General features: G+C 43.3%; 26 protein-coding genes and 1 other annotated feature. Of the genes, 17 read left to right on the top strand and 9 right to left on the bottom strand.

Annotation, left to right across the window (positions count from 1 at the left end):
• Positions 1–8: 8 nt before the first annotated feature.
• From yhbY to leuS, 7 genes are all read left to right on the top strand, one after another.
• Positions 9–302: a ribosome assembly RNA-binding protein YhbY gene (gene yhbY, locus AC3WRW_RS17455; RefSeq protein WP_492547581.1), complete on the top strand. Its 294-nt coding sequence runs from the start codon at positions 9–11 to the stop codon at positions 300–302.
• 12 nt (positions 303–314) lie between these two features.
• Positions 315–902, top strand: a complete 588-nt coding sequence (locus tag AC3WRW_RS17450; RefSeq protein WP_492547580.1) for a nicotinate-nucleotide adenylyltransferase — start codon at positions 315–317, stop codon at positions 900–902.
• Positions 892–1,476, top strand: coding sequence for a bis(5'-nucleosyl)-tetraphosphatase (symmetrical) YqeK (gene yqeK / locus AC3WRW_RS17445; RefSeq protein WP_492547579.1), 585 nt, complete (start codon positions 892–894; stop codon positions 1,474–1,476). The genes AC3WRW_RS17450 and yqeK overlap by 11 nt, the downstream gene beginning before the upstream one ends.
• Positions 1,477–1,824 carry a ribosome silencing factor gene (rsfS, locus tag AC3WRW_RS17440; protein WP_167063435.1) on the top strand — a complete coding sequence of 116 codons (348 nt, stop codon included), beginning with the start codon at positions 1,477–1,479 and terminating at the stop codon, positions 1,822–1,824.
• Positions 1,821–2,714 carry a CvfB family protein gene (locus AC3WRW_RS17435; RefSeq protein WP_492547578.1) on the top strand — a complete coding sequence of 298 codons (894 nt, stop codon included), beginning with the start codon at positions 1,821–1,823 and terminating at the stop codon, positions 2,712–2,714. Before rsfS ends, AC3WRW_RS17435 begins: the two co-directional genes overlap by 4 nt.
• Position 2,715: 1 nt before the next feature.
• Positions 2,716–3,477, top strand: coding sequence for a class I SAM-dependent DNA methyltransferase (locus AC3WRW_RS17430; protein WP_492547577.1), 762 nt, complete (start codon positions 2,716–2,718; stop codon positions 3,475–3,477).
• Positions 3,478–3,546: 69 nt separating this feature from the next.
• Positions 3,547–3,785: a binding site (T-box leader), on the top strand.
• Positions 3,786–3,848: 63 nt separating this feature from the next.
• Positions 3,849–6,308 (top strand): leucine--tRNA ligase, encoded by a 2,460-nt coding sequence (gene leuS, locus AC3WRW_RS17425; RefSeq protein ID WP_492547576.1) that lies wholly within the window; start codon positions 3,849–3,851, stop codon positions 6,306–6,308.
• Positions 6,309–6,339: 31 nt separating this feature from the next.
• On the opposite strand, the gene comER is transcribed toward leuS, so the two are convergent.
• Positions 6,340–7,161: a late competence protein ComER gene (comER, locus tag AC3WRW_RS17420; protein WP_492547575.1), complete on the bottom strand. Its 822-nt coding sequence runs from the start codon at positions 7,159–7,161 to the stop codon at positions 6,340–6,342.
• A 651-nt stretch (positions 7,162–7,812) separates the two neighbouring features.
• Between comER and AC3WRW_RS17415 the strand changes: the two genes are divergently transcribed.
• From AC3WRW_RS17415 to AC3WRW_RS17405, 3 genes are all read left to right on the top strand, one after another.
• Positions 7,813–8,394, top strand: a complete 582-nt coding sequence (locus tag AC3WRW_RS17415) for a helix-hairpin-helix domain-containing protein (protein WP_492547574.1) — start codon at positions 7,813–7,815, stop codon at positions 8,392–8,394.
• A gap of 83 nt (positions 8,395–8,477) precedes the next feature.
• Positions 8,478–8,990, top strand: coding sequence for a deoxycytidylate deaminase (locus AC3WRW_RS17410; RefSeq protein ID WP_492547573.1), 513 nt, complete (start codon positions 8,478–8,480; stop codon positions 8,988–8,990).
• A gap of 99 nt (positions 8,991–9,089) precedes the next feature.
• Entirely contained in the window at positions 9,090–10,019 is a 930-nt protein-coding gene (locus AC3WRW_RS17405) for a ComEC/Rec2 family competence protein (protein ID WP_492547572.1), read from the top strand.
• Positions 10,020–10,457: 438 nt separating this feature from the next.
• Here AC3WRW_RS17405 and AC3WRW_RS17400 read toward each other — a convergent pair whose 3' ends face one another.
• Both AC3WRW_RS17400 and AC3WRW_RS17395 read right to left on the bottom strand, forming a co-directional pair.
• Positions 10,458–10,805: a hypothetical protein gene (locus AC3WRW_RS17400; RefSeq protein WP_492547571.1), complete on the bottom strand. Its 348-nt coding sequence runs from the start codon at positions 10,803–10,805 to the stop codon at positions 10,458–10,460.
• Between the two features lie 115 nt (positions 10,806–10,920).
• Positions 10,921–12,177: a hypothetical protein gene (locus AC3WRW_RS17395; RefSeq protein ID WP_492547570.1), complete on the bottom strand. Its 1,257-nt coding sequence runs from the start codon at positions 12,175–12,177 to the stop codon at positions 10,921–10,923.
• A gap of 568 nt (positions 12,178–12,745) precedes the next feature.
• Between AC3WRW_RS17395 and AC3WRW_RS17390 the strand changes: the two genes are divergently transcribed.
• Both AC3WRW_RS17390 and AC3WRW_RS17385 read left to right on the top strand, forming a co-directional pair.
• A complete protein-coding gene (locus AC3WRW_RS17390) occupies positions 12,746–13,702 on the top strand; it encodes a DUF4365 domain-containing protein (RefSeq protein ID WP_492547569.1) in 957 nt (318 codons plus the stop codon).
• A gap of 92 nt (positions 13,703–13,794) precedes the next feature.
• Complete coding sequence (locus AC3WRW_RS17385) at positions 13,795–13,989, top strand: hypothetical protein (protein WP_492547568.1); 195 nt, start codon at positions 13,795–13,797, stop codon at positions 13,987–13,989.
• A gap of 246 nt (positions 13,990–14,235) precedes the next feature.
• On the opposite strand, the gene AC3WRW_RS17380 is transcribed toward AC3WRW_RS17385, so the two are convergent.
• The gene (locus tag AC3WRW_RS17380) at positions 14,236–14,436 is read right to left on the bottom strand and encodes a hypothetical protein (RefSeq protein WP_492547567.1); all 201 of its coding nucleotides are present in this window, start codon (positions 14,434–14,436) and stop codon (positions 14,236–14,238) included.
• A gap of 141 nt (positions 14,437–14,577) precedes the next feature.
• Between AC3WRW_RS17380 and AC3WRW_RS17375 the strand changes: the two genes are divergently transcribed.
• Together AC3WRW_RS17375 and AC3WRW_RS17370 are read left to right on the top strand one after the other, a co-directional pair.
• A complete protein-coding gene (locus AC3WRW_RS17375; RefSeq protein ID WP_492547566.1) occupies positions 14,578–15,372 on the top strand; it encodes a DUF3800 domain-containing protein in 795 nt (264 codons plus the stop codon).
• Positions 15,373–15,767: 395 nt separating this feature from the next.
• Positions 15,768–16,391: a hypothetical protein gene (locus AC3WRW_RS17370; protein ID WP_492547565.1), complete on the top strand. Its 624-nt coding sequence runs from the start codon at positions 15,768–15,770 to the stop codon at positions 16,389–16,391.
• A gap of 50 nt (positions 16,392–16,441) precedes the next feature.
• Here the strand turns inward: AC3WRW_RS17370 and AC3WRW_RS17365 are convergent, their stop codons facing one another.
• From AC3WRW_RS17365 to AC3WRW_RS17355, 3 genes are all read right to left on the bottom strand, one after another.
• A complete protein-coding gene (locus AC3WRW_RS17365; protein WP_492547564.1) occupies positions 16,442–16,885 on the bottom strand; it encodes a hypothetical protein in 444 nt (147 codons plus the stop codon).
• A 169-nt stretch (positions 16,886–17,054) separates the two neighbouring features.
• Positions 17,055–17,714: a hypothetical protein gene (locus AC3WRW_RS17360; protein ID WP_492547563.1), complete on the bottom strand. Its 660-nt coding sequence runs from the start codon at positions 17,712–17,714 to the stop codon at positions 17,055–17,057.
• 22 nt (positions 17,715–17,736) lie between these two features.
• Positions 17,737–17,907 carry a hypothetical protein gene (locus tag AC3WRW_RS17355; RefSeq protein WP_492547562.1) on the bottom strand — a complete coding sequence of 57 codons (171 nt, stop codon included), beginning with the start codon at positions 17,905–17,907 and terminating at the stop codon, positions 17,737–17,739.
• Between the two features lie 146 nt (positions 17,908–18,053).
• On the opposite strand from AC3WRW_RS17355, the gene AC3WRW_RS17350 reads away from it, so the two are divergent.
• The 3 genes from AC3WRW_RS17350 (at position 18,054) to AC3WRW_RS17340 (ending at position 20,211) form a co-directional block, all read left to right on the top strand.
• Entirely contained in the window at positions 18,054–18,449 is a 396-nt protein-coding gene (locus AC3WRW_RS17350; protein ID WP_492547561.1) for a helix-turn-helix domain-containing protein, read from the top strand.
• Entirely contained in the window at positions 18,446–19,003 is a 558-nt protein-coding gene (locus AC3WRW_RS17345; protein WP_492547560.1) for an ImmA/IrrE family metallo-endopeptidase, read from the top strand. Before AC3WRW_RS17350 ends, AC3WRW_RS17345 begins: the two co-directional genes overlap by 4 nt.
• Positions 19,004–19,635: 632 nt before the next feature.
• Positions 19,636–20,211, top strand: a complete 576-nt coding sequence (locus AC3WRW_RS17340) for a phosphoribosyltransferase (RefSeq protein WP_492547559.1) — start codon at positions 19,636–19,638, stop codon at positions 20,209–20,211.
• A gap of 392 nt (positions 20,212–20,603) precedes the next feature.
• On the opposite strand, the gene AC3WRW_RS17335 is transcribed toward AC3WRW_RS17340, so the two are convergent.
• Positions 20,604–21,122, bottom strand: coding sequence for an HAD family hydrolase (locus AC3WRW_RS17335; protein WP_492547558.1), 519 nt, complete (start codon positions 21,120–21,122; stop codon positions 20,604–20,606).
• Positions 21,123–21,124: 2 nt separating this feature from the next.
• Positions 21,125–22,309, bottom strand: a complete 1,185-nt coding sequence (gene dprA, locus AC3WRW_RS17330) for a DNA-processing protein DprA (RefSeq protein WP_492547557.1) — start codon at positions 22,307–22,309, stop codon at positions 21,125–21,127.
• Positions 22,310–22,437: the final 128 nt, after the last annotated feature.

Genomic DNA, 22,437 nt, shown 5'->3' with positions numbered 1-22,437 from the left:
GGACATCCATGTTAACAGGCAAACAGAAACGTTATTTGCGCTCATTAGCGCACCATGTAGATCCGATTTTTCAAGTAGGAAAAGGCGGCGTGAACGATCACCTGATTCGTCACATTGAAGAAGCGCTTGAAGTTCGTGAATTGATTAAAATCACCGTGCTCAACAACAGCGGAGAAGACCGTGCCGAGGTTGGCGCTGAATTGTCAGAGAAGTCCGGTGCAGAGCTTGTACAGGTGATCGGTAAAATCGTCGTGCTTTACAAAGAATCGCGTGACAAGAAGAAGATCGAACTGCCGCGCTAAAGAGGTGGAAGCATGCTTGTCGGAATTATGGGAGGCACCTTCGACCCGATTCATACCGGTCATTTGATTGCTGCGGAGCGGGCGAGGGTGGAAGCAGGACTGGACGAAGTATGGCTGATGCCGGCGAATGTACCGCCGCATAAGTCCAATGCGCCGAAGGCTTCGACGCAGCAGCGCTGGGAAATGGTTTGCCTTGCTGCGGAAGGGAATCCTTTTTTTCGTCCGATTGATATCGAAATTGGCAAAGGCGGCGTATCCTATAGTATCGATACGATCGAGCTGCTGTGCAAAGAGTATCCCACGACCGAATTTGCTTATATTATCGGAGCAGATATGGTTCAGTATTTGCCGCAGTGGCATCGCATCGATGACATCGTGCGGCATATTCGTTTTATCGGCTTAGCCCGGCCCGGTTATGGATTGGATATGACGCATATGCCGGAAAATATTCGTAAGCGAGTCACGATCGTTCCCATGCCGCTTGTTGAAATTTCATCGACGGCGATACGTGCGGAACGCGGGCAGAAGCGATCGGTCCGGTATCTCGTACCGGAAGCCGTGAACGGTTACATGGAGGTGAACCGATTGTATGAAGCGTGAGGAGCTTATCGCCGCGGTAAAGGAACAGATGCCCGAGAGACGCTGGCTCCATACACTTGGTGTCATGGAAACGAGCGTAATGCTCGCCAAACGGTATGGCGGAGATCCTGTCAAAGCCGATCTTGCAGCGATTTTACATGATTACTGCAAGTATTGGCCCGTGCAGGAGCAAGCTAAGATTATTCGGGAGAATGGGCTGCCGCAGGATTTATTGGATTATGACAAGGAGCTTTGGCATTCTCATGCAGGCGCATTCATTGCCCAATCGCAGTTCGGTATTCAGGATGAGGAAATATTGGACGCTATCCGGTATCATACCTCAGGGCGTGAACGAATGACGCTGCTGGACAAAATCGTCTGCTTAGCGGATTATATGGAGCCCGGCCGTGACTTTCCCGGTGTTGCGTTCATTCGTGAAACGGCAGAGCAAAGTTTAGAGAAGGCGCTGGTTGCCGGCTTTGATTCGACGATTCGATTTTTGATTGAAAAAGGAAAACGAATTTATCCGCTTACGATTTTGACACGCAATGATTTGATTGAACAAATAAACAACGAACCTACGGAGGTTGATTGAATGAGTAAAAGCCCAGAGGAAATTTTGGCATTTGTCGTAGAAGCTGCTGAGGACAAAAAGGCGGCAGACGTTGTAACTCTTAATTTGCAAGGCGTATCCCTGATTGCCGATTATTTCGTCATTTGCCACGGTAATTCGGAAACACAAGTGCAGGCGATTGCCAGCGAAGCTAGAAAGAAAGCGCATGAGTACGGAGTCACGATCAGAGGTTACGAAGGTATCGATACTGCGAGATGGGTTCTGCTTGATTTAGGAGATGTAGTTCTGCACGTCTTCCACCGCGATGACCGCGAATACTATAACATCGAAAGACTTTGGTCCGATGCCAAAGTTGTGGAGCGCGTATGAGACTTGAAGCAGGATCCCTCGTTACCCTTGAGGTAGCGAGGGAAGTTCCGCCTAACGGTTTTTTCTTGAGCGACGGCTATCAGGATGTCCTGCTGCCTTACGCGGAAATTGTGGGCAAGATCAAAGCCGGCGAGCATGTGGAAGCTTTTTTATTCCATGATACGCAGGACAGGCTAATGGCAACGATGAAGACTCCGCTGATCCGATTCGGTGAAGTGGGGCTGCTGGAAGTTGTCGATATTCATCCGAGATTTGGCTATTTCCTTGAAATGGGGCTGGGGCGCAACCTGCTGCTTCCATACCGTCATGTGCCGGAATTAGAGGAATTGCGGCCTCAGGTGGGGGACAAGGTGTTCGCGACGTTAGCTCACGACCGCCAAGGGCGCTTAATTGCCAAGCTGGCTCTCGAAGAGGACCTGGCTCCGCTTTGTGTGCGTGCTCCTTCCAGTTGGAGCAACCGCTGGGTGAAAGCGCGTGTGTACCGGCCGCTGCAAATGGGAACTTTCGTCATTTGTGAAGCCGGCGTTCTCGGTTATGGCGTAATCGGACTTATTGCCCCTACAGAGCGTACACGATTGCTTCGTGTAGGCGAGCTGGTTGAGGTGCGGGTCGCCTACGTTCGCGAAGAGGATGGACGCGTGAATCTGTCGATGCGGCAGCCGAAGGAAAAAGGCCGGGATGAAGACGCAGAACGAATTCTCAGTGTCCTTGAGTCGCGCCCCGGGAATGCGATGCCATTTTCAGATAAAACGTCGGCCGATATCATTAAGGACCGGTTTGGCCTCAGCAAAGCGGCCTTCAAGCGAGCTTTGGGCAAGTTGATGAAAGACGGGCTCATCTATCAGGAAGACGATTGGACCTATTTGAAAAAAGAGGAGAATCCCAGCTGATATGAGCTATGAAGAATTTGCCTACACCTATGACCGCTTAATGAACACCATGCCCTATAAGGACTGGCTTCGTTTTGTCAAAGAAAGCTTCGATCGCTTTGGCGTGAAGCCTGAGACCATCGTGGACTTAGGCTGCGGTACCGGCAATTTGACGATTCCGCTCGCTTTGGAAGGCTATCATCTGACGGGGATCGATTTGTCGGAAGACATGCTGGCTGTCGCTGATCAGAAAGCGGGAGAAGGGCTTGCACCGCTTCGCGGCGGAGCGGTCCGCTGGCTGCAGCAGGATTTGCGGGAATGGGAGTTAGGCGAGCCCGTAGATGCGGCGATATCTTTCTGTGACAGTCTCAATTATTTGCTGGAGGAAGAAGACATCGTAGACGCTTTTCGCCAAACCTATGCAGGGCTTAAGCCTGGCGGCTTATTTCTGTTCGATGTGCATACGCCCCAGCAGCTGTTCGCGTACGCGGAGGCTCAGCCTTTTTTCTTGAACGAAGACGATGTGGCGTACATCTGGACAAGCGAGTTGGATGAGGACAGAGTTCAAATTCAGCACGATTTAACGATTTTTGTCAAAGAGAGCGGCAGCAAGGAGCTTTTCCGGCGCATCGATGAAACGCATGAGCAGCGGGCGTATGAGTTGGAATGGCTTGAACAGATGCTGCGGGCTGCAGGCTTTCGCGAAGTGCATCAAGCTGCTGACTTTACTTGGGAACAGCCAACGAAGGAGACGGAGCGGGCTTTCTTCGTTGCAAGGAAATAAAGACGCGAAGAGTCCCGCCGCTTGACAGTGCGGCATTATTTTACATATAATCAAAGCTAATCAGATGATCTTAAAGCTTGGAAGAGGATTAGTAACTCGTACAGCATCTCGCAGAGAGCCGGATTAAGGGTGGAAGCCGGTAGATGTCCGTCTAGTGAACTCGCCTTGGAGCTAGAAGGTGAATCGCCGCACATGGTGGCGCTAGCCGGATCGTTTCACCCGCGTTAAGGGGCAGAGTGAACACAGGCAAAGTATGCCTAGTGTTAACTAGGGTGGTACCACGGGAATTCTAACCTCTCGTCCCTAGCGATATCCGCTAGCGATGAGGGGTTTTTTGGCGCTTATAGCCGCAAACAGGGAGGAAATTTCACATGACACAGGAAACAAAAGAAACAAAGGAACTGCAAGGCTACAATCCGCAAGCGATTGAGCCCAAATGGCAAGCTTATTGGGATGCCAAGAAAACATTTAAAGTGCTGGAAAATTCGGATAAACCGAAATTTTATGCGCTGGATATGTTTCCATATCCGTCTGGAGCAGGTCTGCACGTAGGACATCCAGAGGGCTATACGGCTACGGATATCGTCTCCCGTTTTAAACGGATGAGAGGCTATAACGTGCTTCACCCGATGGGCTGGGACGCATTCGGACTTCCGGCTGAGCAATATGCGCTGGATACGGGGAATGATCCCCGCGAATTTACGAAGAAAAATATCGATACGTTCCGTCGTCAAATTAAATCGCTAGGGTTTTCCTACGATTGGGATCGCGAGGTCTCCACGACGGATCCGGAGTACTACAAATGGACGCAATGGATTTTCATCCAGCTGTACAACAAAGGGCTTGCTTATGTAGATGAAGTGCCTGTTAACTGGTGTCCGGCTCTGGGCACTGTTCTTGCCAATGAAGAAGTCATCGACGGTCTGAGCGAGCGCGGGAACCACCCGGTTATCCGTAAGCCGATGCGTCAGTGGATTCTGAAAATTACGGAATATGCGGAGCGTTTGCTGGAGGATCTTGAGGAGCTTGACTGGTCGGAGAGCATCAAGGATATGCAGCGCAACTGGATCGGTAAATCAACCGGAGCAGAAGTGCAATTTGCAATCGAAGGTCATGAAGAGAAAAGTCTGACCGTCTTTACGACTAGACCGGATACTTTGTTCGGTGCGACGTATTGCGTTCTTGCGCCTGAGCATGAGCTTGTTCAGCAAATTACAACAGATGGGCAAGCGTCCGCTGTGAAGGAATACCAAGAGAAGGCGTCGCGCAAAAGCGACCTGGAACGTACGGATTTGGCGAAGGACAAAACAGGCGTTTTCACGGGTGCATATGCGGTTAACCCTGTAAATGGCGGGAAAGTGCCGATCTGGATCGCCGACTATGTGCTTGGCGGTTACGGGACTGGAGCGATTATGGCGGTGCCTGGGCACGATCAACGCGACTGGGAGTTCGCTAAACAGTTCGATCTTCCGATTATTGAAGTCGTGCAAGGCGGCAATGTCGAGAAAGAAGCGTATGCCGGCGATGGCGCGCATGTGAATTCCGGCCCGATTAACGGCATGAACATTGAGCAAGGCATCAAACACATGATCGCGTGGCTGGAAGAGAACGCGAAGGGCCGCGGCAAAGTCACATACCGTTTGAGAGACTGGCTGTTCAGCCGTCAAAGATATTGGGGCGAGCCGATTCCGATTCTTCATCTGGAAGACGGCACAATGAAGCCTGTACCGGTTGATCAGCTACCGCTTCTGCTTCCGCAAGTCGACGAAATTAAACCGTCGGGTACGGGAGAATCACCGCTGGCGAACGTGTCGGAATGGGTGAATACCGTCGATCCGGAAACGGGCATGAAAGCCCGCCGCGAGACGAATACGATGCCGCAGTGGGCAGGCAGCTGCTGGTACTACCTGCGCTTCATCGATCCTCGCAACGATAAAGAGTTCTGCTCGCAAGAGCTTCAGCAGCAATGGCTGCCAGTCGATCTTTATATCGGCGGTGCGGAGCATGCGGTGCTTCACTTGCTGTATGCGCGCTTCTGGCATAAAGTGCTTTATGATCTCGGTTTTGTTCATACGAAAGAACCGTTCCATAAACTTGTAAATCAAGGCATGATCCTTGGCGAGAATATGGAGAAAATGAGCAAATCGCGCGGCAACGTTGTAAATCCGGATGATATCGTTAATGATCAAGGCGCGGATACGCTGCGTATGTACGAAATGTTCATGGGGCCGCTTGAAGCTACAAAACCTTGGAACACAACGGGTGTAGACGGGATTTACCGTTATTTGAACCGTGTGTGGAGACTTTTTGTGGATGAGAACGGTCAGGTGCAATCCAAAATCAGTGCGGAGGAAACGCTTGGCAGCGATTCGTTCAAACGGACATGGCACCGTTCCATCAAAAAAATTACCGAGGATTTCGAAGCGCTGCGCTTCAATACGGCGATTAGCCAGATGATGATTTTCGTTAACGAAGCGTACAAAACAGAGCGTTTACCGCTTGAAGCGATGAAAAACTTCGTTCAATTGCTGTCTCCGATCGCGCCGCATTTGGCGGAAGAGCTGTGGGAGAAGCTGGGCGGAACCGAGTCGATCACGTATGCGCCATGGCCGACATATGACGAATCATGGACCGTCGACAATGAAATTGAGATCGTGGTACAGGTTAACGGCAAAATTGTAGACCGTGTGTTGATTTCAAAAGATACCGATGAAGCCGCGATGGAGAAAATTGCTTTTGATCTCGACAAAGTCAAAGAAGCGACCGCCGGAAAGGCCGTTCGCAAATTGATTGTTGTAAAAGGAAAGCTTGTTAACATCGTTGTAGGTTAACAAAGCATTAAGACTGCCGGGAAGACTGCTGCTAGATCGTGAATTGCTGCGCAGTCTTCTCCAAGTCTTCTTCATATTTGGCATGGGTAGCGCGGATGACCCGCAAGAACACGCCGGAAAGCTCTTCGTCCAAAATACGCAATCCTTCGGCAGTAATCCCGCCGGGCACGGAGACGCGTTTTTGCAAGGTCAAAGGATTGAGGCCGCCTGTAGTCAGTAATTTACCCGTACCAAGCGTCATCTCACTGGCAAGCAGAGTAGCTTCCTCAAGAGAGATGCCTGTTACTTCTACGGCTGCATCGATAAAGGATTGAATGAAATTGGCAAGAAAAGCAGGACCGCAGCTGGACAGGTCCGAAGAGATGCGCGTATAGTTTTCAGAAACCCGAATCGGGGAAGAGATATAGGCAAACAGGTTATCCAGCCATTCCTTATCCTCAGGCTGCATCCGGTTGCCATGAATACATAACGCAGCTCCGCTTAATACATAGTTCGTAATACTTGGAATAATTTTACTTATTTTCGCAGGCAAAAGCGCCTCCAGATGCGTAATCAGGACAGGGCTTGTGATGGAAATGATGAACTGGGAGGGAAGCACGTCCTCTTTAATTTCATCAATAACCTTCTTGAACTCCGATGGCTTCACGCATAGGAAAACGATATCGCTCCCCAGTACGACTTCTCTATTCGATTGGGCTACTACAAGCCCAGGATATGTCTCCGCAAGAAGCTCAACTTTACGCAACGTTCGATTTCCCGCAATAATTTGTTCCGGATTGAAAGCCCCAGAATGAATGAATGCTTCAATCAGAATACTTCCCATACTCCCAGTACCGATGAATCCTGCTTTCATCTAGTAATCCCTCCCGAAAAAAATCAGTCATTTGCGTTAATATTTATAGAACGGAGTCAGCTTTGGATGCCATTCGGACGCTTTTTCATGTATATGCTCATTTCTCGGCCGATATGCTAGGGAGAGTTCGTTTAATGCTTTGCGGACAGTTCCACGCACACGGGGTAGTTGTAAGTACGGAGTAAGCTGAGCTAACTCTTCCTTATTAAGAGAGATGCAGCGTCTATCCGCGCTTTATGTTGCACTTTGTGCAACGAAAAACGGGGATGCGCGTTGAATTTCGGAGCTATGTTGTACAAAATGCAATCATTTTTACAGAATGGTCCGAAATTATCGTTTTTCCGCTTCCTATGTTGCACAGCGTACAATTTAGGGGAGTGATGGTGCCTAATTTCAGTCATAATGTTGTATAAACTACAACATAGTAAGGCGGCGCAGCCAAGAAACCCGCGAGTTGTGGGGATGCTCATGTCCTGACTGTACGGCAGCATGTGTTGCCCAATACGGGTCGCGGAGCAAGCAGGAGCGATTGGAATTGGTGAATCTAATAGCCGTGAGCGCCATCCAGCTCAATCCGGCTTCTTATACGCAAGTCTTTTAGATCAGAGGGTGAACATAAATCATATGTAAAAAACAGTTTGGAGGGAATTCGTGGCTGTATTTCGATTGCGATTGTTTCTGTATATTGCTGTAGGGGGCTGTTTTGCTGCTTTTGTCGTTTGGCCTTTTTTGACAGGGGGGCGGTCATCCTTAATTCAAACGGAATTCAAGCCCGTGAATGAGCAGATTGACGCTTTAATTGCACAAAGTTCTGTTGAAGAGATGAACGTGGAATCCAAGTTAACTCCAAAGCCGACTTCCAAGAGAGTTTCAATATCAGATCAAAAGTCCTCCTCGTCTGCGCCTGCAGCCTCGAAATCAATGCCTTCCCCGGCACCCGCTGATCTTTCGGCGGCAGAAGGCACTACAAGCAATATTGAAGTATCCCCTCCTGTGGAACGGGAAACAAGCCCTCTGGCGGTACCATCATCAGGCCAGCTGGATCTGAATACGGCAACACTTCAGCAGCTCAACGATTTGCCTGGGATTGGCGAGAGCAAAGCAAGAGCGATTTTGGATTACCGCATGAAAAAAGGCAGATTTAGCCGGGTTGAAGAGCTCACCGAGGTGAAAGGCATCGGGGACAAAATGTTGGAGAAGCTTAAGCCTTTCCTGTATGTGGCTTCTTCGTAGTCCTTTCTTTAAATTTGAGAGGAAGTATGAGAGAATACTAGAAAAAAAGATAGAAGTAGCATACAGGAGGAGAGAAGCATACGATGAGAGGCCGCAAAGACTGGGATACGTATTTCTTAGATATCGCATATATGGCATCCACGCGCTCCAGATGCAACAGACGGCATGTAGGCGCCGTTCTGGTCCAAGGGAAAAAGCTGCTGGGCACTGCTTACAACGGCGCGCCGATGGGCGTACCTGACTGCACGGAAGCAGGCTGCATGCTTGTCGAGGAAATCGAGCTGAAAGTGGTGGAGGACGTTGAAGAAGTAGTCCGCAAGCAGCGCTGCATCCGCACGATTCATGCCGAGCAAAATCTGCTGCTGTTTACAGATCGCGAAGATCGCGAGGGATCGACGGTTTATGTCACTGACCAGCCCTGCTGGACTTGCGCCAATATGCTGGCGAACAGCGGTGTGACCGAGATTGTTTTTCATCGCGGCTATCCGAAGGATCATGAGAAAGTAAGCCAGCTTATGGCGGACAGAGGCATCGTTTTTCGCCGGATGGAAGGGTATGAGCCTCCGCCAGGCACCGTATCCGATGTTGTGAATTGAACATGGAACGCCAGGGTAAAAACAATAGAAGAAATAGCAAAGAGGAGGAACCTCTTTCCAGCAGCAGCCTATTCAAGGCTGTACCGGGAAGAGGTTTTTTTGCTGCAAAGGGGGATTACTATTCAAATTCATTTGAAACGTCCGGTTGTTACAGGTTGCTGTCTGTGGATAACCGGCTATGTACTCGCGCTCTACATTGACCTGCCGTGGCTCACGATAACGACGAGCGGGCTGCTGCTTGCAGCGATCGTTGTTGTCTACCTGCTGCGGCTGCCCGGCAGACAGCCGCTGTGCGCTCTTTTGCTGGTCGGCGCAGCCTGCGGCTACTTCGAGTGGACCGACCAGCGCAACGTCACAGCCCTGCTGCCGCTGCAGCAGCAGGAAAACCCGGACGGCAGCGAGGTCACGCTGTCCGGCCGGTTCAGTTCCCCTGTCACCGTCGACGGCGACAGGGCCAGCTTTACCGTGGAAGCGGCGTCCGTCCGCTTCCAGGACCGCGCTTTCCCGCTTGGCGGGGAAAGCGTGCAGGTCTCGCTGCGCTTGCTTGCGCAGGCGCAGCAGGAGGTGGCGCCCAGCTGGCGCCGCGGCGACGCCTTAACGCTCACGGGGACGCTGCGCAGCCCGTCCCCGGCACGCAACTTCGGCGGCTTCGACTACCGCCGGTATTTGCGCCTTCACCGCACCCATTGGCTGTTGTCAGCCAAAGGGGCGGATCAGGCGCAGGTGGAGCCTGCGGCTGCGCGCGTAAGCGTCGTCCAGCTGCTGCGCTGGAACGACGAGCTGCGGGAGCGCCTCAGCAGGCGCATGGACCTGATCTTCCCCGCGCCGCAGGCGGGGTTTATGAAAAGCATGCTGATCGGTTTGACGGACGATCTCGATCCAGAGCGGTTCCAGCAATTTTCGGAGCTGGGATTGACGCATATTTTAGCCATATCGGGACTTAATGTTGCTGTTTTTCTTGGCGTTTGTTTCTGGATCATGCGCCGGCTGAAGCTGACGAAGGAAATGTGGTTTTGCTTTGATTTCTGAATGCTTTGCATTTAACTCTGAATGGGGAATGTTGATATACCAAGGGAAATTCAACTTTTTTTGCATTTAAATCTGAATGACGATTTTTAAATAGCATTTTGGATAGACGAATTGAACGAGTTGAGTATCACTTGCTTCTATTCATAATTTGTCGCATCGGGCATAGCTTTACAAGCCAAAAGACGTGATAAATAACCAAATTACAAAACTATCCCCAACAGATTGCTGATTATTATTAAATTATGCCCAACATTGTAATGTTGTAAGGTGTATCGCGCAAAACATAGATAAACAAGCTGCCCAGTAGGACGGCTTGTTTTCAGTGGACATCGATTCGCGGAGGACTTTTGCTCCCCTTAGGGGGACTAAAATAAAAAATGGCAGAACGGCACTTATGAACATTTGCCGTCTTGCCATTTTCTGAGACATTGCATAACACTATTTCATCACAACATCCAGCTGTGAGCGGTCGAAGCGAAGCCCCTTGTCCGTTTCTTCAATTACAACTTTTTTCCCTTTATTGTGCTGGATCACATATTTGAGCAGCTTGGATGAAACGATTTTTGCATCGTTTTTCTTCAGGATATAATCCCGAATATCTATAGGGTCAAGGCAAGTTTCGGAGTCAAAAATATAGATCTTAACGTTAATGCTTACTCCATTGTAATCGGAGCCTGTGACATAGGTGCCAAAACCTCCCAGATATTTCTTGTACTTTTTTTGATTTTTCTTTTTGACTGACGTTGTCAAATGAGTTACTCTGTGTACTTTTTTTTCTACTGCCACAATTCTTCCCATAATTCGCTTTGTCATGATTATCACCTCGGCGTTTTGATATCTTTATTGTAATAAACGCCAGCTTTTCGTGCGCGGAAAGATTTTTTCTTGAATATTCCCCAGGCTATGAATAGGTTGGAAAGAAGCGCCTTAATTTCTGTCGGTCAAGTCCCATTGTAATAGCGCGAATATGTGTGATGGTTTCAAACCAAAAATCTAGCAAATTTGATTGATAACTGTGGTTTTTTGAAGTAATGATATGTTCAAATTCGTTATTCACAAAATTTATATATCGTAAAATGCCATACATAACATCACGATCGCCGTTAAGTAAAACCTGCAGCATTGGTTGAATTCTGTATTGGACTGTGCGGTTAATACCAAAAAACTTATCAGTATCCAGTTCATCATGCTTGTTTTTCCTACGTAGATAAAAATAATGAGACAGGGGGATAGCGACATTGGGAAAATGAAATTGCCCGTCTACTTTGTAGTCTTTTAAAATTTCATTTTTCTGAAAACATTTTTTTAAATTATCATAGCTTTTTTTTACGGATGACTCACTTGTAAAAGAGCCACCGGATATTAAAATTGTAAGAATCAATGCTGTGTCGTGCAAGCTGTAGCATTCCTTCTTCTCATAAGAAACGTCGAACGTTTTGCATTTATCAAAATAACGCATGTCTGGTAACCGTATGGGGTGATAAATTCTAATGTAGGAATTTCTCATGTAATGATATAAAGCTAAAAACGGATTTTTATTTTGCGTTACATTAGATGGTTTTAGATTGGATTTTATTTGGTCATATCTTATAAGGGCTTCTGTCACCGTTGCGTTGAATTCCTTAATCCTTAGTAATTTGACGGGGTTATCATAGTACTCGTTTATAAGTTTTAAAGTGCTATCGATTTCATTGTTTATGTTCTTTGACTGCTCAATTACCTTATGAAGCAACGAATCCTTCCAGGTCGTTGTAGTGTGAGAAGGAGGTACATGAGCGCTATAACGCCATTTCAATTCGTTCATGACTATATCCAGATCTGATGAGCTACGACAAGTCACTAATGTATCCTTAAAAATTGCGGGCTCGAGCATATCATAAAACGATTGTTGCAATTGTAAAATATCACGTAAATCCGCCTCAAATATTTCTTTATTTCTGACCTTTGCCGTTAGAGTTTTTAATGATGATACATTCTTATCATTTAACCATGTAATCAAAAGATCAGCTTCATTCGATTCATTCACTAAGCCTAATTCCTTAATTATGGTATTGTATTGCCTCATACTGGTGTCGACATTCGCATCGTAATTTTCATCTTTAATATCAAGAGAGTATAGCTTCGTTATTCTCGTTTTTTTTGTATATTTCTCGTACACGAATTAGTACAACTCCAATCCATTTTATAGATAAGGTGGACATAGTTATATTATATACCACCAATTTGAGAACAAGCAGTTATTCTTTGTCTTAATTTCTGCTGTTTAAGTTGATCAGAGGGGGAATTGAAATATATAGTTTCTGATAATCAGGTATTGCATTGATTGTGAACAGTTTGCGAATTCGTCTCTGGGTTTTAAATTCTTCAATCCGAACGCTGCGGTAGCGGCGCCGTTACGTTGCATTTCTTTAAACCAAATCGGTCCGAGGTCAAAAATTGGTGTACTCGCTGACGCAGTTCTGGATAGGTGGATGTATCATCGCCTTCAGAAGAAATCCTGGTAATGGAGTAGCAATTTGCAAGAACTGCGCCTGCAATTCGCTTAAATCGATTCACCTGATTAGTCGTGAACCGAGTATCGATATAAAATGTCATGGTTTCGGGCAACGTCTCGGTTTCACTTGCTCCTATCCATAATTGAATGCAAAAATTACATAGGCATTGCTGTTTCTGTTTCATTTAAACGATTTTATAAGTTATACTTTATTTCAAAGGAGTGGCACCGAATGAACAGACCGAAAGTTCCAAAAAGCCAGCAAACTTGTAATAAGGGTGTACGACTCGTCGCTGAGGCTATTGAAGACGATCTTGGATGGCTTTTCAGAGAACAAGTTAAAAATGACACTGGTATTGATGCCATAGCCGAGATAGTTGCCAATGAAGAAGCAATGGGGCAGCTTTTAGCCATTCAAATAAAATCGGGAAAAAGTTTTTTTAAAGAAGAAACAAAAGACTGTTTTATTTTTCGCGGGGGACTAGCCCAGTACAATTATTGGACTGAGTATGCTGTACCGGTGCTTCTTGTTCTCTGCGATATAAAAACTAATATTTGCTACTGGGTACATGTAACAAAAGAAACTGCTGAAATCGTTAAAGAAGGACAGACTTGGAAGATTGAAGTGCCGAAAAATCAAGTCTTAGGTGCTGATTCTAAGGGATTACTTCTTGAAATTGCGGAAAACATAACTGATTACGAAAGAAAGTTGCAAACGTTAGTTGCCGCGAAGCCGCTTATGGACGAAATATGTGAAGGAAATATCGTTATTCTAGAAGCGGAAGAGTGGGTAAATAAATCCAGCGGTTTTGGTCATTTAAATGTAAGCATTCAAGATAGCGATACGCTTGCTGAAAAGCAGACATTTAGGTGGACTGTTTTATGGGGGAACATGTCGTATGAAGAAGGATTTAAACGAACTTTTCCTTGGGCAAACGTAAATGTTGATAGTGACTTTTATGAGGACTACGATTTGGAGCAGTTTCAGCTGGAAGAAGCGTATTATGATAAAGAAGATGATAAATATTACTATGATCCAAAGTGTTATCGCGATTGGCGCAAAAGGAAGAATACGAACAACATACGTCCTTACACGGAAGATGGAGAGGTGGCTCGCTATCGTTTGACTATGGAATTAAACGATCTTGGCAAAAGTTTTTTGCTTGTAAATGATTACTTAGAAACATGATAAGTTAACTTCATTGTTGGAGGAATCAAATTTAGCCCAAAATATTCGTAACCAATGAACACGATTAAGCTTAACATAAGGCGGTGTTGGCGGTGTCACTTGCTGTATTTAAACAGATAGATGAGATCAGAAAAATATCAGAAGTACTGCTCCCGCTTATGGTGACAGGGGATGAAAAAGAATTAATTGGAGAGCATGTTCGAAATATAAACGGCATTATTAGCGAATTGTTGGAAGTTACAGGTGCTCAAAACATTATTGAACTGTCATCTTCATTTTCTCGTTGAATCGCAGAGTGGAAGGAAATCGACCGGAGTTAGCCGAATCAGACGTGAGAGATTTTATCAATAAAGATATTGACGATCTAAAAAAAACGATAATGAGTCGTTTGGGTTATGAGGTCGGTCGGAAAAATTACCGGTATTGTTTCGGCATTAGATAAAATTTAAATACTTTAAAGCACAAGCACCCTCAGGGTGCTTGTGCTTTAATCAAATAGACTCGTAATGTCGATTATCTCAAACGAAGTTGCTTCAATTCTCTGAGGGGACTTGCAAAGTTGCTATTTTCATAACTTTTTTCAACTGATAATCAAAATATTTTTGTAATGAATCAGTCGCAGCTGTAGCGTGAATTTTTGATATTCTAGCACCTTCTGAAGGGTGGGCGGTTGCATAAAGCGAAATTTGATTTATTGTCATTTCTTTAAATTCTTCATTTGTTTTTTTTGGCACGTTTCTCACCTCACTTGATTTTTAATATAATTTATCCAATGCATTCTCAAATTATCCATTTAATTAAACGAAACTTATGTGAATAAAATGAAGGAAAAACATAATTTTTGTCGAATGTCTCCTTGAATGGAGGATGACCAGATGCCTGATATTTATCATTTATATCTCGATGAAAGCGATACTCATGATCAAACCACAACTGGGGTTTGGACAAATAAGCATTTTTGTATTGCAGGTATTGTGGTGAAAAAAGATTTTCACGATACATTTGTAACCACAGAAGTCAACAGAATAAAGAACCAATTATGGGGGAGAACAGATTACATACTACACGAAATGGATATTAGGTTTGCTAACAATTCAAGGAATTCACGCAAATTAAGTTCAATTGACCCCCAATATAGAATTTTTCAAAATTCTAGACCTAACAATATTCTCTATAGTGGCTTAGCTGCGATTGTAAATCGTCCTGAAATAACAGTTTTAGGTGGATGTGTAATCGAAGATGAATTACACCGTCACTATGATAGAACATTTTTACCTGATAAATCTTTGATTATTATGCAAGTGCTTATTGAAAATTTTTGCCATTTTTTAAAAAGAAATAATGGTATTGGATATGTATATTACGAATCTGTTGGCGATAAACAAGATAATATTGTTCGTAGAAGATTTAACCAAGTTGAAGTGATGGGGACAATGTATGTTAGTCCCCAAACGGTACAAAATTTAATTGTAAACATACATTTCCCATTAAAAACTGATAATGTAGCCGGGCTGCAGTTAGCTGATTTTATTCCAAATAGTATTGTGAGAAAAGCTGCTGGGAAAGCACAACACCAATACAACATAGAAACCCCAATTAGAATTTCACGTTACCACGGTGGAATGAATAAGCATGACAAATTTGGAGTGAAAATAATTCCGAAAACATAGTCTCGTATTGAAATGCAATATACTTTGTGTTAAAATAATATTGTATTTGGGAATTGAGGGCGATGCATGCGTGCACATGATTAATTTCATGAAAAACTGATTATGCGGTTCTATTACGTATAAAACGTTTTTGAAGCTAAGATTTATCTAACTAGCCCAAATACAAAATATACTTATCAAGACCCCTACAAAGGGGTCTTTTTTTACTTTGAAATATAAGCACCTCAATTTTTAGAAACGTGATGGAACTACGAAAATGGTAGAGAAAGTATACAAATCTCGCGTTTCCTCGAGATATTTATAAATTTTCTTTTTGTACTTATACAGATTGCTTTTTATGGTAAAAATGCAAGCAAGGCATGTTAAATAGAGGCATGTAAAAGGGGACTTTCTTTATGAACATGAATGAATTCGCATTTGATGTTGAAAGGAAAAAAATCATAATTGGAACAAGAAAATATCCAGTCAGAGATATACGAGGGGCAAAGATTTTCCGAAATTCAAACACCGACGAACCTACCTTGATAAATGTTGAACTTGTGAATGCATTAGATAAAGACCGTTTTGAAATGGGCAGATGCTATTCGAATACTCAAAAGGTTGTTGAAAACGGACGAGAACGCGGTCTTGAAATTGAATTTTATTCCGGCTGGATGATAATAGCCGATGAAGCAATACATCACGCATGGAATGTATTTGAAGGTGACATTATTGACGTAAGTCAGTCCCATTCGTACTTTAACTTAATGAGAAGATTGAAATCTATACAATCAATGACTCATGCAGAGGTAGCTGACCTTTATATCGAAACGCAATCGCGAAGACCCAGAACTAGCAGAGATTGTATATGGGGAAAGGTTCCAGAAGAAATTATTTATATCGGTTGTCCTGATAGTAAAGAAAATGCCATAGGGACATTTAATAAATTGATGGAGAAATTCCCTCACCATCCTATGCGGAAAAAAATGTTAGCCTCAGGAAAGACCGCATTACAAGAAGAGGTTTTCAGAAGAATGTAAATACGAAAAACTCCCGCTGAGTGTAGTCGGAAGTTTATGATGGATAAAATTTAATAATAACGTCGACGTCTTCGATTGCTACGTTTCTCATTAGATGTTGATGACCACAACATTAACGCTATCACCGAGAGAACAATCAACAGCCAAGAGAAATAAATCAAAAAATAAACCCCAAGCCCCAGGACGGCAATGCCAATAGCTGTAAGCATAAGTTTGCCCCAGATAGAAAGATGCTCATCTATGTAAGCAGAACGAATAGATACTGCTGATGTAAGGGCGCAAAGCAAAAAAGCAAACATGGATATAAACGTGACTTCTAAGTAATCAAATGGTGATTTGAAATAGAATTTGATTAATTCCATAAACGTTTCTGGTTTCGGAAGTGTTCCTATCAATTCAATTGCGTAGTATGAAAGCAAGCATGTTACAACAAACACCGATAGAAAAAGCCATTTATTGCGGTGTTCGTCAATCATTTCTAAGATCCCGCCCATAAATTTTACTCCTTTATAAAAAGTGAGCAGGAATTTGGACTTACACAGAGAATTGACTGTTAACTGTTCTGTTTTATTAACCCTCGCCAAAGTCGTTGATAAAACAATCTATGTATAGCCCCAAATTCCTGCGGAAACCTCTTAACGTAATCGTTAAGGGTTTTTCTTTTTAGTACACATAACGGATGATGAAATCAGGGTCGATTTGATAGCCGAAGTTAACTGCAAACCGATTTGCATTTGCCAAGTGAACTTTTTGCTCGGCGATTTCTACACCATTCTCATCGCGCCCGTACGTTGCGGCATCATCGATTTGGGCACCCACTGGTGCAAGGAACGATACTTGTACACGTCCGCCTTGCGGAAAAAATGTTAATCCGTCGAATGGGAGGCGTACTGCAAATTCAAATGCGTTCGGAACATCGTGTACCGGATATAACTTATAATCATAGCTCAGAAGGTACGTGTTCGGCGCATCTGGAATCGGAATCAGGGGCGTTTTCTTCATAATGGCACGAAGCATAAACCGCGCGGCGTCAATTTCTACCTCTGCAAGATTTCCTTCCTGAGCTTGATTTCCAATGTCCTCTGTGCCGGCAAGGATATTCGACTCCAGCGTTGGGAACATTTTAAGCCCTGTTGCATTGAAGATGGCGAGAACTTCCGGCGGCACAGATACGCCTGATGGAACGTACCAGCTCACGTCAGCTGGAAGAGGCTCGTCCAGCACTAGCAGCGTCTGTACGCTGACTGTATCCCATTTCCCGCCATTATAACGGGAAGTACCATGAACAACGGCTGTGAGGTCTTGCAGTATGATTTGTTTCATCTTCGTCACCAATCCTTCTCGTTTATTTTTCTTTTCTTACGCCTTTAAATGGGGAGGCGCTGCTCGTTTTTTGGTCCATAAAACGACCAGTTGCCGTATCACGTTTTACCCAATTACCGTTAGGTGCTTGAAACTGGCTTCTTCCAGTGACTGCTCCATGACGCCCATTACCTGGTTTTCCGTTAGTAGCCATTGTTACTTCCTCCTCTCCACTTGTGGCATATCATCATGTGTGATACACTGTCTTATATCTGAAACACACCTGATACGAGTATTATAAACATACATCGTTTCAGTTGTCAAACGGTGTCTCACAAAAGAAACGAAGGTGAGGTTTTTATGTCTAAGCAAAACATGAAAATGGAGGAACTAAGTGCTTTAGTTAAAGCGAAGCGCGGAAAGACAGGACTCCGAGAAACGGCGAAACAAGCCGGAGTAAGCCCCTCCACGCTCTCGCGTGTCGAGCAGGGAAAGATACCGGATTTAGAAACGCTGCAAAAGTTATGCGAGTGGTTGCAGGTGCCGCTAAGTCGTTTCATGAATGAAACAGAACAAGATGATTCAAATGTCATTGCAGGACTGAATTTGCAGGGAATGGATACGCCAGCAATTATATCTGCGCATTTGCGCGCGGATAAAGCGCTCAGCCCAGAAAGCGCAGAAGCCTTATCGCGGATGATTCAAGTGGCGTACGACACATTTGCGAAAAAACCTGGCAAAGACGAGGTACAATGAGAAAAGGATTTAAAACGTGGTGTGAAGAAGAAGCTAGTCGGTTTCGTAAAATTCTTGGATTAAAAGAATATGAGGCTCTTACCTGGGAGGCGCTATCCAATCATTTAGAAGTACCAGTCGTTGATGCTTCAATTCTTAACATTTCAGACGAAGACCGACAGCAGCTATATAGAAACGATCCGAGCTGCTGGGACGCCTTTACCCTACCTGTAGGGGAAGGGAAACATATGGTTTTTTATAATTCGAATCAACCTGTTAGACGGAATACGAATACCATTATGCACGAACTTGCTCACTTGATTTGTAATCACGTTCCATCACGAATCGTGAACCTTGCTTTCCCTGTTCGAACTTACGACTCTGATCATGAAGATGAAGCGGATTGGTTAGCGGGGAGCTTGTTATTGCCACGAGCTGCTTTATTTCATTTGCTTAAAAGAGGAATGAAAAAAGAAAATATCGCAGACCAGTTCCAGGTTAGCACAGAGCTACTGCAGTACCGAATCAATATGACTGGTGTTTTAAAACAAGTTTATGCCGCGAAAAGATGGTAATAAGAAAGCCTTATGATTAGTTACAATGGTTACTTACTGGTCATATAGGTTGGAACACCTATTACATTTGCCAGGCTTGTCAGTAACGACGTTACTTATATTAGAGTTTTTCTATCATTACTGGAGCGAGGTTGAATTTGGCGTATTTGTTAACGCAGTTCTGATAAGCGGATCTATAGTCACCGTAGGATAAGTGCCGAGCGCCACACAGGCGAGCCAATTAAAGAGATTGACCTGCTCACTAGTAATTTGCTTTTTATCGATATTAAATGTCATCGATTCAACATATACCTCATTGACTCCGCCTCTACTAGATTACTTTATTGAGGATTGCACTTGTGCGCACTTTTAAAAAGGGCAAGAATGTAGAAAACATAGTCAAACAATCTCAATCTCGAGTCAATATTAAATTACAACGATGCCTAGTAATATAACGTTGTAACGAGATAATGGGACAATACAAAAAGATTTCTTAACAAAAAAACATGACCGTAATCTTTAGTGATTCGGTCATGTTTTTTTGTTAAGAAATTTTATATTTTCTTGTGACATATTTCGACAGTAATGTTCATTTAGTTCTTGTATAATGACATCTACTAACCTATTGAATACACGGAGAGTGAGACTAAAGTATGTATACACATGACTGGGTATTATCGATTCAATCTAGATTTAAAAGAGTAACGGTACATTATGTTATTCCTTACATGCCAGCCGAAGGTGATCGTGATTGGGATGAAGACGACCGGGATCATTTAAAGTACATTGAGAATGGTAAATCGATATATAGTACGAAATACAGGGGAACTGGAGCATGGTATTATCTGTTACGGGATTTAAACGGCGCTTTAAAGGAGTACGCTCGATATATTGACGTCTCATGTGTTGTGCCAATTGCTTCCTCTAAAGAGTTAGTCTACAAGTTCGCAGAGCGGATGAAGGAGCACGTTGGGTGTCGAGTAATAGATTGTTTAGAGCGCATCGGTGAATCTACCTACAAACTAAAGGAAGGTGTACATCTTCCTGAAGGTAATATTTTACTGGTTGATGATGTAACAACGAGTGGAGAAGCGATTGAAAACGCAATTAATTGTTTGCTTGGGGGCTACGAATTAAGCTTGGATGAAATAAAGGTGCTATGTATCGGTAAAACAGAGCGTGATTTTAATCAGTGGGATTTATCAAAAGAAGAGCTAAATTTAAATTGATATAAAATTTTGGATCTACCTTTCATTGGTAATTTTATTGTAAAATAAATATTAAACTAGTTCCTTCAGGAATACATATCGGTATTGAATAAGTGTGGTATGGAATTGACATTTATGAGACTAACTCTGAGTAGATCTTAAAGTTAGTCTATGAGTTTAAATCAAAAGGTGTTTTTGAAGACACAAGAAACGCTTATCCTGATAATTAAGAAATCAAGTTTGTTCTATTTTTTAAAATTTAGTGGGATACCATTTAGAATGTAATGAGTTCTGCTCTGATTATCTTTATGGTATTTAAGGTTTTGAAAGCTCTTTCGGGAAATATTGAATAGGCAATAAATAAATTGCTAGTAACACAAAAGAGTACATCCGAATGGATGTACTCTTTTGTGTTACGCATTATTATTAAATAAGAAATTAATTAGTTCGTTTGAAGTAGAACATGTGATGGCTGGATTTGCGGACCTCAGTTCATTTATGTTAGAAACTCCCCATGTAACCGCGACAGAAATCATGCCAGCTTTGTTAGCTGCAATGATATCATTAGCATCATCTCCTATTGATGCGATATTTGAAGGAGCAATGCCAAGTGCAGAGGAACATTTTAACATACCATGTGGATCTGGTTTTTTCCTTCTATCAGCTCCAAAGTATCCAACTAATGAATTGTATTTAATTTTATGAGTATCCAATAGTCGTTTTGCATACGTATCCTGTGAATTTGTAACAAAACCTATCGGAATGTCTTTTGCATGTAGTTCTTCTAAAATATTTTTTATTCCGTCGTAAAAGGTACATTGCGTAAACCTATCATAACAAGCTTGCCAGTTACGTTCGTCACGAAATGGTTTTAAAAATCTCGTGTTCATTACAGTTTCGTCTAAATCAAAAATGACACCTTTTATCTGCACTTTTATTTCGCCTCATTCCACAACTCTTCAATTTTTCTTATAAATTCTTCTTTGTTCAAGCCATTTCTTTCTGCTAACTTTTTTACTTCAATAATGAAAAAATTGTATTTGTCATTTTCTTTACTGTGTAAATTAGGTTGGTTTTGATTGGAGTTAACCGTAAGAACATCAAAACTCACTTGTTCTGGAGCTTCTAAATGGTTCGGAATTTTCTTTGTACTCTTTGTAGATTTTTGTAGATTTTTTTTGTTAATGAGGTCGGGAAATTTATTATTAATGTTATTTTTTAGTATATCTATTATTTTTACATAATCGTGCTCATTTTCAATTATCGGTGCACTGTAATCTTTTATTACTTTAGTAATGCCTCTATAGACAGGTAAATTCTCATCTTCAAGTATTTTAGGGCAGAAAAGAATCCTGTTTTGATCATCTGCATAACGAACAGTATGCATAGAGCCGCCATCAATATCGGTTTGCACGGGACAAACTCCAAGAGAAAGACCACTTTGGATACGATCTCGCTTCACAAAGGAACTTCTTTGCATAGGAGTGCCCAGAGCATACTCAGATATCAGTAAACCATTTTTTGAAACAATGTCATCTGCTAAGTTTTTATTTTCTTTGGGGTAAATCTTATCTAATCCCCCAGCCATAACCGCAATAGTAATTCCATTTGCATCTAAAGCTCCTTGATGACCAGCTGCATCGATACCAAGAGCAAGACCGCTGACTATAGTAAAACCTCGTTTGGCAAACATATAGGATACTTTTTTTGCAACTTTTAGACCAACATCAGTCGGATTACGTGTTCCTATTATGGCAATGTTTTCTGTGGTACTTAAAGCCTTGACGTTTCCTTTACAATATAGGGCTATAGGAGGGTCGGGTATAAGTCTGAGAAGTGTCGGATATTGCTCATTAATATAAGGAATGACTTGGATTCCTTTTTTCTTATGTGATTCAATTAATTGTTCTGCAGACTGGACAAGACCCTGCATATAGGAAATGTCTTGAAGAGTATCAACTATTTCACTGCTTTTAACGATATTCTTTAATTCACTGTAAAACGATTTTGAAGCTAGGTCGAAAAGTGAGAGCTGGTGGTTATATTCGTACAAACTTATAAGTCTTTTTATTCCTAGACCGCTAATTTTAGATAACGCTAACCATAACGCATCGTTCATTATTAACACCTCTTTTATTAATTGATATCCAGTATACACCATTTTTACTAAAAATAAATCTAGTTCAATACTATCAAACGTTTGTTCTTATTTCAAATTAATTTTATTGTATGGAAAAGAAAGTATGT

It is taken from the genome of Paenibacillus sp. FW126-R14 (genome assembly GCF_058789495.1).
The sequence above is the reverse complement of the archived record's forward strand: the minus strand, read 5'-3'. Positions and strand labels throughout refer to the sequence as shown.

Bases quoted from the DNA above. Each gene is read 5' to 3' on its own strand.
- yhbY (WP_492547581.1), top strand. From the start codon at position 9: ATGTTAACAGGCAAACAGAAACGTTATTTGCGCTCATTAGCGCACCAT.
- AC3WRW_RS17450 (WP_492547580.1), top strand. From the start codon at position 315: ATGCTTGTCGGAATTATGGGAGGCACCTTCGACCCGATTCATACCGGT.
- yqeK (WP_492547579.1), top strand. From the start codon at position 892: ATGAAGCGTGAGGAGCTTATCGCCGCGGTAAAGGAACAGATGCCCGAG.
- rsfS (WP_167063435.1), top strand. From the start codon at position 1,477: ATGAGTAAAAGCCCAGAGGAAATTTTGGCATTTGTCGTAGAAGCTGCT.
- AC3WRW_RS17435 (WP_492547578.1), top strand. From the start codon at position 1,821: ATGAGACTTGAAGCAGGATCCCTCGTTACCCTTGAGGTAGCGAGGGAA.
- AC3WRW_RS17430 (WP_492547577.1), top strand. From the start codon at position 2,716: ATGAGCTATGAAGAATTTGCCTACACCTATGACCGCTTAATGAACACC.
- leuS (WP_492547576.1), top strand. From the start codon at position 3,849: ATGACACAGGAAACAAAAGAAACAAAGGAACTGCAAGGCTACAATCCG.
- comER (WP_492547575.1), bottom strand. From the start codon at position 7,161: ATGAAAGCAGGATTCATCGGTACTGGGAGTATGGGAAGTATTCTGATT.
- AC3WRW_RS17410 (WP_492547573.1), top strand. From the start codon at position 8,478: ATGAGAGGCCGCAAAGACTGGGATACGTATTTCTTAGATATCGCATAT.
- AC3WRW_RS17390 (WP_492547569.1), top strand. From the start codon at position 12,746: ATGAACAGACCGAAAGTTCCAAAAAGCCAGCAAACTTGTAATAAGGGT.
- AC3WRW_RS17375 (WP_492547566.1), top strand. From the start codon at position 14,578: ATGCCTGATATTTATCATTTATATCTCGATGAAAGCGATACTCATGAT.
- AC3WRW_RS17370 (WP_492547565.1), top strand. From the start codon at position 15,768: ATGAACATGAATGAATTCGCATTTGATGTTGAAAGGAAAAAAATCATA.
- AC3WRW_RS17365 (WP_492547564.1), bottom strand. From the start codon at position 16,885: ATGGGCGGGATCTTAGAAATGATTGACGAACACCGCAATAAATGGCTT.
- AC3WRW_RS17360 (WP_492547563.1), bottom strand. From the start codon at position 17,714: ATGAAACAAATCATACTGCAAGACCTCACAGCCGTTGTTCATGGTACT.
- AC3WRW_RS17355 (WP_492547562.1), bottom strand. From the start codon at position 17,907: ATGGCTACTAACGGAAAACCAGGTAATGGGCGTCATGGAGCAGTCACT.
- AC3WRW_RS17350 (WP_492547561.1), top strand. From the start codon at position 18,054: ATGTCTAAGCAAAACATGAAAATGGAGGAACTAAGTGCTTTAGTTAAA.
- AC3WRW_RS17345 (WP_492547560.1), top strand. From the start codon at position 18,446: ATGAGAAAAGGATTTAAAACGTGGTGTGAAGAAGAAGCTAGTCGGTTT.
- AC3WRW_RS17340 (WP_492547559.1), top strand. From the start codon at position 19,636: ATGTATACACATGACTGGGTATTATCGATTCAATCTAGATTTAAAAGA.
- dprA (WP_492547557.1), bottom strand. From the start codon at position 22,309: ATGAACGATGCGTTATGGTTAGCGTTATCTAAAATTAGCGGTCTAGGA.